The sequence below is a fragment of the Sulfitobacter sp. HI0129 genome (genome assembly GCF_001635395.1).
Classification (GTDB): Bacteria; Pseudomonadota; Alphaproteobacteria; order Rhodobacterales; family Rhodobacteraceae; genus Sulfitobacter.
Genome location: NZ_LWGH01000484.1, coordinates 1 through 7342, shown reverse-complemented (window position 1 = coordinate 7342; position 7342 = coordinate 1). Strand labels below are relative to the sequence as shown.

6 protein-coding genes are annotated in these 7342 nt (G+C 63.6%); 5 read left to right on the top strand and 1 reads right to left on the bottom strand.

What is annotated here, in order from left to right; all coding sequences use genetic code 11:
* Positions 1–178: 178 nt before the first annotated feature.
* The 4 genes from A3764_RS13225 to A3764_RS13210 are packed head-to-tail and all read left to right on the top strand — an operon-like array spanning position 179 to position 4418.
* The gene (locus A3764_RS13225; protein WP_067923708.1) at positions 179–1795 is read left to right on the top strand and encodes a L,D-transpeptidase family protein; all 1617 of its coding nucleotides are present in this window, start codon (positions 179–181) and stop codon (positions 1793–1795) included.
* A 31-nt stretch (positions 1796–1826) separates the two neighbouring features.
* Positions 1827–2915, top strand: a complete 1089-nt coding sequence (gene lpxD, locus A3764_RS13220; RefSeq protein WP_067923705.1) for a UDP-3-O-(3-hydroxymyristoyl)glucosamine N-acyltransferase — start codon at positions 1827–1829, stop codon at positions 2913–2915.
* Between the two features lie 33 nt (positions 2916–2948).
* Positions 2949–3206, top strand: coding sequence for an acyl carrier protein (locus tag A3764_RS13215; RefSeq protein ID WP_067923702.1), 258 nt, complete (start codon positions 2949–2951; stop codon positions 3204–3206).
* 3 nt (positions 3207–3209) lie between these two features.
* Positions 3210–4418 carry a beta-ketoacyl-[acyl-carrier-protein] synthase family protein gene (locus tag A3764_RS13210; protein WP_067951658.1) on the top strand — a complete coding sequence of 403 codons (1209 nt, stop codon included), beginning with the start codon at positions 3210–3212 and terminating at the stop codon, positions 4416–4418.
* A 191-nt stretch (positions 4419–4609) separates the two neighbouring features.
* Here the strand turns inward: A3764_RS13210 and A3764_RS13205 are convergent, their stop codons facing one another.
* Positions 4610–5332, bottom strand: coding sequence for an invasion associated locus B family protein (locus tag A3764_RS13205; protein WP_067923696.1), 723 nt, complete (start codon positions 5330–5332; stop codon positions 4610–4612).
* 454 nt (positions 5333–5786) lie between these two features.
* Here A3764_RS13205 and A3764_RS13200 point away from each other — a divergent pair, with 454 nt between their 5' ends.
* Positions 5787–7331, top strand: coding sequence for a helicase HerA-like domain-containing protein (locus A3764_RS13200; protein ID WP_067923693.1), 1545 nt, complete (start codon positions 5787–5789; stop codon positions 7329–7331).
* Positions 7332–7342: the final 11 nt, after the last annotated feature.

Here is a 7342-nt window from a genome sequence, read left to right as displayed (position 1 = left end):
ACAAGTTTAGGCAAGTTTTTGCGCAAATCGGCGTTTCGGTGCGTTTGTGTCAGGAATAGTGGCATCTGCGCATCAGGGGTTTCCTTGGGCCAAGTCGCACCCATTTGTGAATGGACACTTACCCGGCACGGACCCGAAAAAGGAGGGTGCTCGCCAGAGTTATTGAAGGAGAATCCTGATGTTAAGCTACACAGCAACGGCTCGGTCCCAGGCCACGAAAGCCTTCGGCGCAGCCGCCATCACGGTATTCAGTCTGCTGTCCGGCCCCCTTGCCGCGCAGGTCACCGCCTTCAAGCAAGCCGTCGCCCAGAGCGCCGCGCAGGACGAAGACATCGCCGCCTTCTACCGCGACACCGATTATGCACCCGTCTGGACCGGCGCGGAGGAAACCCACCGCGAGCGCCGCTCGGAACTGCTGCGCGCGCTTGCCAACGCCCGCGCCCATGGTCTGCCGGAGGCAAAATACGATGCCCGCGGCCTGCTCGAAGACTTGGGGGAGGCCGATACCGCGTGGGAGCGCGGCGTGGCCGAAGTGACGCTTACGAAAGCATACCTCGAATATGCCCGCGACATTCAGACGGGCATTCTGATCCCGTCCCGGGTGGACAACGGCATCAAGCGCGAAGTGCCCTACCGCGAACGCCGGAGCTATCTGGTGGATATCACCAGCAAACCCTCCGCCGCCGTTTTCCGCAGCCTGCCGCCCACGACGCTCGAATACAACGCGCTGCTCAAGCAGAAGCTGACGATGGAGCGGCTGCTGGTGCGCGGCGGATGGGGCCCCCAGGTACCTTCGGCCAAGCTTGAGCGGGGCGATTCCGGTGCCGCCGTGGTGGCGCTGCGCAACCGGCTCATTGCCATGGGCTTTCTCGCCCGCAGCAACACGCAGGTCTATGACGCGGAGATTGAGAACGCGGTCTTTGCCTTCCAGCGCAGCCATGGGTTGGAAGAAGACGGCGTCGCCGGTGAAAACACCCTCGTACAGATCAACAAGACCGTGGCCGAACGGCTGCAGTCCGTCGTCGTGGCGCTGGAGCGGGAGCGCTGGCTGAACGTCGAGCGGGGCGAACGCCATATCCTCGTGAACCTGCCCGACTTCCACACCCGGATCATCGACAACGGCAAGCTGACCTTCATGACCCGCTCCGTCGTCGGCGCGCGGCAGGACGATCGCCCCACGCCGGAATTCTCGGACGTGATGGATCACATGGTCATCAACCCGAGCTGGTACGTTCCGCGTTCCATCGCGACGAAGGAATATCTGCCGGTGCTGAAACGCAATCCCTATGCGCTCCAGCATATGGAGATCACGGACAACCGGGGCCGCAAGGTGAACCGGGGGTCGGCCAACTTCCGGGCCTTTTCGGCGCGCAGCTTTCCCTATTCCATGCGGCAGCCCCCCAGTCGGGACAATGCGCTGGGTCTGGTGAAGTTCATGTTCCCCAACAAGTACAATATCTACCTGCATGACACGCCCGCCAAATCGCTTTTCGATCAGAATGTGCGTGACTTCAGCCATGGCTGCGTGCGGCTGGCCGAACCTTTCGAATTCGCCTATGCGCTTCTGGCACGGCAAACGGACGATCCCGAGGGTCTGTTCAAGAAGCATCTGAACTCCGGCCGCGAAACCCGGGTGAACCTCGAGCAGCCGGTGCCGGTCCATCTGATCTACCGCACCGCCTTTACCAATGCCCGTGGCGTCACCGAATACCGTGAAGACGTTTATGGCCGCGACGGGCGCATCTGGGATGCACTGAGCCGCGCGGGGGTGACATTGGGCGGCGTCCAAGGCTAGACCACGGCAACACCTCTTTTGGAGATTGCCGATGTACACCGTTCAGCAGATCGCCGACGCGCTGGGAGCCGAGGCAGAAGGAGACCTGTCGCTTGAGGTGACGGGTCTCGCCGAGCCTGACGCCGCGCGCAAAGGGCAACTGGCCCTTGCGATGGATCCGAAATACGCGGGCAAACTGGCAGAAGGCGCGGCCGAGGCCGCGATGCTCTGGCAGGGGGCCGATTGGAAAAGCCACGGGTTGAAGGCGGCGATTTTCCCCGCCCGCCCGCGATTTGCCATGTCCGGTCTGACGCGGATGATGGACCCGGGCGCGGGCTATGACAGGGGCATCCATCCCAGTGCGGTCATCGATCCCGACGCGGAACTGGGCGACAATGTCAGCGTCGGGCCGCTCGCCGTGATTTCCCGGGGGGCGCGGATCGGAGCCGACAGCGTGATCGGCCCGCTTGCCTTCGTGGGCGTGGATGCGGTGATCGGCAAAGAGGCTCTGCTGCGCGAACATGCGAGCATCGGGGCGCGGGTTCATATCGGCGACCGTTTCATCGCACAACCTGGCGCGCGGGTAGGTGGCGACGGGTTTTCCTATGTCACCCCCGAACCCAGCACCGTCGAACAGGCGCGCAAGACATTGGGCGACCGGGGCGACACGCAGGCGCAGGACTGGGCGCGCATCCATTCGCTGGGATCGGTCCGCATCGGCGACGACGTGGAACTCGGCATGGGTGCCACCATCGACAGGGGCACCATTCGTGACACGGTGGTGGGCGACAATACCAAGCTCGATAACCAGGCGCATCTGGGTCACAATACCGTGGTCGGGCGCAACTGCCTTTTGTGCGGACAGGTGGGCGTCGCAGGCTCCGTTCGCATCGGCGACAACGTCGTGCTGGGCGGCAAGGTCGGCGTGGGCGACAATATCTTTATCGGTGAAGGGGTCATCGCGGGGGGCGGCACCAACATTCTTTCCAACGTGCCCGCGGGCCGTACCATCCTTGGCTACCCGGCCACGCAGATGGACAAGCAGATGGAAATCTACAAGAACCAGCGCAAACTGCCGCGTATCCTGCGGGACATCGCCGCGCTGCAAAAGGCGGTTTTCAAATCGGGTGAGGGTGACTAAATCAGGCAGGCGGCAAGAACGGGACATGCCCTGATGGACATCGAAAGACAGGTAATCGAGATTATAGCGGAACAGGCGATGATCCCGCCGGAGGACGTGCATCTGGACAGCACGCCCGAGTCGCTCGGCATCGACAGCCTCGGCCTTGTGGAAAGCATTTTCGCCATCGAAGAAACTTTCGACATTTCGGTTCCCTTCAACGCCAACAACCCCGAAGAGTCCGATTTCGATATTTCGTCGGTCGCGCAGATCGTGGCGGGGATCAAGCGGCTGAAGGCGGAACAGGGGTAGCCCATGCACCGCGTCGTCATCACCGGTGCGGGCACGATCAACGCGCTGGCATCGAACGTGCCGGGCACCATGCAGGCCATGCGCGATGGGGTCTGCGGCATCGGGCCGCTCGATTTCCGCGATACCGACCGGCTTTCGATCCGTATCGGCGGGCAGGTCCACGGCTTTACCCCCGAAAATCATTTCAATCGGCAGCAACTCTCGCTCTACGACAGCTTCACGCAGTTCGCACTGGTGGCGGCGCGGGAGGCGATCGTCCAGTCGGGGCTGACCTTTGACGATGAACTCGCCATGCGCACCGGGGTCATACTGGGCACCGCCGGCGGCGGCATCGGCACCTCGGATGACAATTACCGCGCGGTCTACGAGGAAGGAAAGAACCGCGTTCACCCCTTCGTCGTGCCCCGGCTGATGAACAGCGCGGCGGCAAGCCATATCAGCATGGAATGGAACCTGCAGGGGCCGTCCTTCACCGTGTCTACGGCCTGTGCGTCGTCGAACCACGCCATGGCGCAGGCCTTCGCCTTCGTGCGCTCCGGTGTCAGCCCCGTCATGATCACCGGCGGGTCGGAATCGATGCTCTGCTTTGGCGGGGTGAAGGCCTGGGAAGGCCTGCGCGTCATGAGCCGCGACGCCTGCCGCCCCTTTTCGGCCAATCGCAACGGGATGGTTCAGGGCGAAGGCGCGGGTATCTTCGTCTTCGAGGAGTACGAACATGCAAAGGCCCGGGGCGCGGATATCCTGTGCGAGGTATCGGGTTTCTCCATGACGTCGGATGCCTCCGACATCGTGATGCCCTCGCGGGACGGGGCCGTGCGCGCCATGCGCGGCGCGCTGCAGAATGCGGGCATCGACCGCAGCGAGGTGGGCTATATCAACGCCCATGGCACCGGAACCGCCGCCAATGACAGAACGGAATGCGCCGCCGTGCGCGAGATTTTCGGCAGCCATGCCGACGCGCTCATGATCAGTTCGACGAAATCGATGCATGGGCATGCCATCGGGGCCACCGGGGCAGTGGAGCTGCTGGCCTGCATCATGGCGCTGCGGGACGGCGTGGTGGCCCCCACCATCGGCCATGAGCAGCACGACCCGGAATGCGATCTCGATGTGGTGCCGAACGAAGCGCGCGAAGCCCGCGTGACCGTCGCGCTGTCGAACGCCTTCGCCTTTGGTGGCATGAACGCGGTACTGGCCCTGCGCGCCGTCTGAGGCTGGGCCGGGCGCGATGCGGCGCTGCCCGGCGGCGCGATGCGCCTTTGCTTTGGGCGGGTACGACGTCGGGACTGTCTGCATAACGATCAACGCGCCCGCAAGGCTCTGCGTCGGAGGCTACACCCCGAAACGCAAAGGGCCGCCCCATGGGCGGCCCTTCGTCATTCTAGCAAAGAGGGAGCCTAGGCTCACTCCTGAATGACAGATGCCTTATCGAAGCTCGCGGTGAACCCGTCGAGCGACAGGTCCAGCTCTACCTTTTGGTCAGGTGCCAGTGCGGGCACGATAGTGATGACCGCCTTGTTGCCCCGCTTGAAGGCATTTACGTCGTCCTCTGTCAGGCCGAGGCGGGCATAGCAGCCGACCGGGTTGCAGAAGGCATAGGGATAGCGCCGCGCCTTGCCGCCATCGACGGCGATGTTCAATTGCTGGGGCAGGGCGGTTTCGAGCGGTACGACGATGGTCGCGCCCGCAGTCGCCTTGCCGCCCGCAGGCAGACGGAACAGCGAGAATTCGGCGACGGCATTGCCCTCACCATCCTCCAGAAGCTGATACATCTGGCAGGGGTCCTGCTCTTCCTCGGTGCGGATGCATTTCAGTTCCCATGCGCCGATGGTTTCACCGGTATAGGTCTGGCCAAGCTGGTTCGGCTGATCGGCGTCTTCGCCAAGGCTCAGCTGATCCACGACGCTGGCGCCGCCGGACTGAGCCTCTTCCGATGCCTCCGTTTCGGTTTCTGTCGTCGCGGTGCTCTCAGCTTCGGCAGCGGTATCGGTCTGTGCCGCATCGTCGGTCTGGGCGGTTGTGTCGGTCTCTACCTTTGTGCCGGTGGATGCCGTTTGTGCAAGGGCGGCAAAGGGTGCCACCGAAAGCGCGAGGCATACGGGCAGGGCGGTGTAAAACTTGCTCATGTCGGTTCCACTATTGTTGGGTCACGGCCCTTTAACATGCTGTTGCGGACATGTCAGCGGGGATCCCCCCGCGCGGGTGCATCAGGTGGCAAGTTTTCGCGGACCGCCCCGTGAAGGCTAGGCCGCAAGCCTAGGGGCCCAAACGAAAAAGAAGGTGCCGAGGCACCTTCTTTCACGTTCTTCTCTCCCCGTCGGACTGGGCCGACTTATTGACGCCACGTTACGAAAGCGGCGAACGACGGTCAACAGCAAAAATGCGACTTTAGTGGCACGAAATATGGGCCAAGCCCCTGACGGAAAAAGGGCCGCACCCGAAGGCGCGGCCAGTCTGACAGGGAGGAAATGCCCCGCCCCGGCAGAACCGGCGCGGAACGATTTCGACTATCGCGAACAGAGGTTAAATTTGTATGCTGCGGCGGACGTTTCATACCCCTCCCCGGCGAAAGGACATTCCGTGACCCAAGACATCTTCATCGGCGGCGGCGGCGAGGGCTACGCGGACAAACAATACCTCAGTCTGCGCTACGCGAACCGGCACGGGTTGATCGCCGGGGCCACCGGAACGGGTAAGACCGTAACTCTGCAGATTCTGGCCGAAGGGTTTTCGGCCGCGGGCGTTCCGGTCTTTCTGTCCGATGTGAAGGGCGATCTTTCGGGGCTCGCCAAACCCGGCAGCGAAACCCACAAGTTGCACGGTCCCTTCATGGAGCGCGCGGAAAAGATCGGTTTCGACGATTATACCTACGCGGGCTTTCCGGTCACCTTCTGGGATCTCTTCGGCGAACAAGGCCATCCGGTACGCACCACGGTATCGGAAATGGGGCCGCTGCTGCTGTCGCAACTGCTCGACCTCAGCGAGGCGCAGGAAGGCATCCTCAACATCGCCTTCCGCGTCGCGGACGAGGACGGCCTGCCCATGCTCGACCTGAAGGACCTTCGCGCCCTGCTCGTCTGGGTGGGGGAGAACGCCTCCGATCTGTCCCTGCGCTATGGCAACATCTCCACCGCCTCGGTGGGTGCCATCCAGCGCCGGTTGCTGGTGCTGGAAAATCAGGGGGCGGCGCAGTTTTTCGGCGAACCGGCACTTGCGCTCAGCGACATGATGCGCGTGGGTCCGGACGGGCGCGGCTCCGTCAATATCCTTGCCGCGGACCGGCTGATGAGCGCGCCGCGCCTCTATGCGACCTTCCTGCTCTGGCTGCTGTCGGAGCTTTTCGAGGAACTGCCCGAGGTTGGTGACCCGGACAAGCCGAAGCTGGTGTTCTTCTTCGACGAGGCGCATCTGCTGTTCGAAGACGCCCCCAAGGCATTGGTGGACAAGGTGGAACAGGTTGCCCGGCTGATCCGTTCCAAAGGTGTCGGCGTCTATTTCGTGACGCAGAACCCCGCCGACGTGCCTGACGATGTGCTGGGCCAGCTTGGCAACCGCATACAGCACGCGCTGCGCGCCTTTACCGCGCGGGACCGGCGCGAGTTGCGCCACGCGGCAGAGACCTACCGCGAAAATCCGCGTTTCGATACGGAGGACGCGATCCGCGACGTGGGCGTGGGCGAAGCCGTCACCTCCATGCTGCAGAAAAAGGGCGCGCCCGGGATCGTCGAACGCACACTGATCCGGCCCCCGTCGTCCCAGCTTGGCCCCATCACGTCGGATGAACGCGCCGAAATCATCGCGGCCTCAGACCTGCGCGACAGCTATGCGACAGCGCTCGACCGCGAATCCGCGTTCGAGATGCTGCGCACCCGGGCGGAACAGGCGGCGGCAGAGGCCAGGCCGGAAGAAGAGGCCGCAGAGCAGGCGGCCGAGGCGGAGAAACGCGAATACAGCAAGGGTCGGCGCTACGGCGGGGGCCATTCCCCGGCGGGCCGGGGGGCAGGCCGCCGGGATGCGGAAAGCGTAGGCGGGGCTATCGCCTCCGTCGTGATCAAGGAACTGAAGGGGACCACCGGGCGGCGCATCGTGCGCGGCATCCTCGGCGGTCTGTTCAAGGGGCGCTGACTTCACGGGGC

Excerpts from the sequence above, each read along its gene's own strand:
- A3764_RS13225 (WP_067923708.1), top strand. The coding sequence starts at position 179 with ATGTTAAGCTACACAGCAACGGCTCGGTCCCAGGCCACGAAAGCCTTC.
- lpxD (WP_067923705.1), top strand. The coding sequence starts at position 1,827 with ATGTACACCGTTCAGCAGATCGCCGACGCGCTGGGAGCCGAGGCAGAA.
- A3764_RS13215 (WP_067923702.1), top strand. The coding sequence starts at position 2,949 with ATGGACATCGAAAGACAGGTAATCGAGATTATAGCGGAACAGGCGATG.
- A3764_RS13210 (WP_067951658.1), top strand. The coding sequence starts at position 3,210 with ATGCACCGCGTCGTCATCACCGGTGCGGGCACGATCAACGCGCTGGCA.
- A3764_RS13205 (WP_067923696.1), bottom strand. The coding sequence starts at position 5,332 with ATGAGCAAGTTTTACACCGCCCTGCCCGTATGCCTCGCGCTTTCGGTG.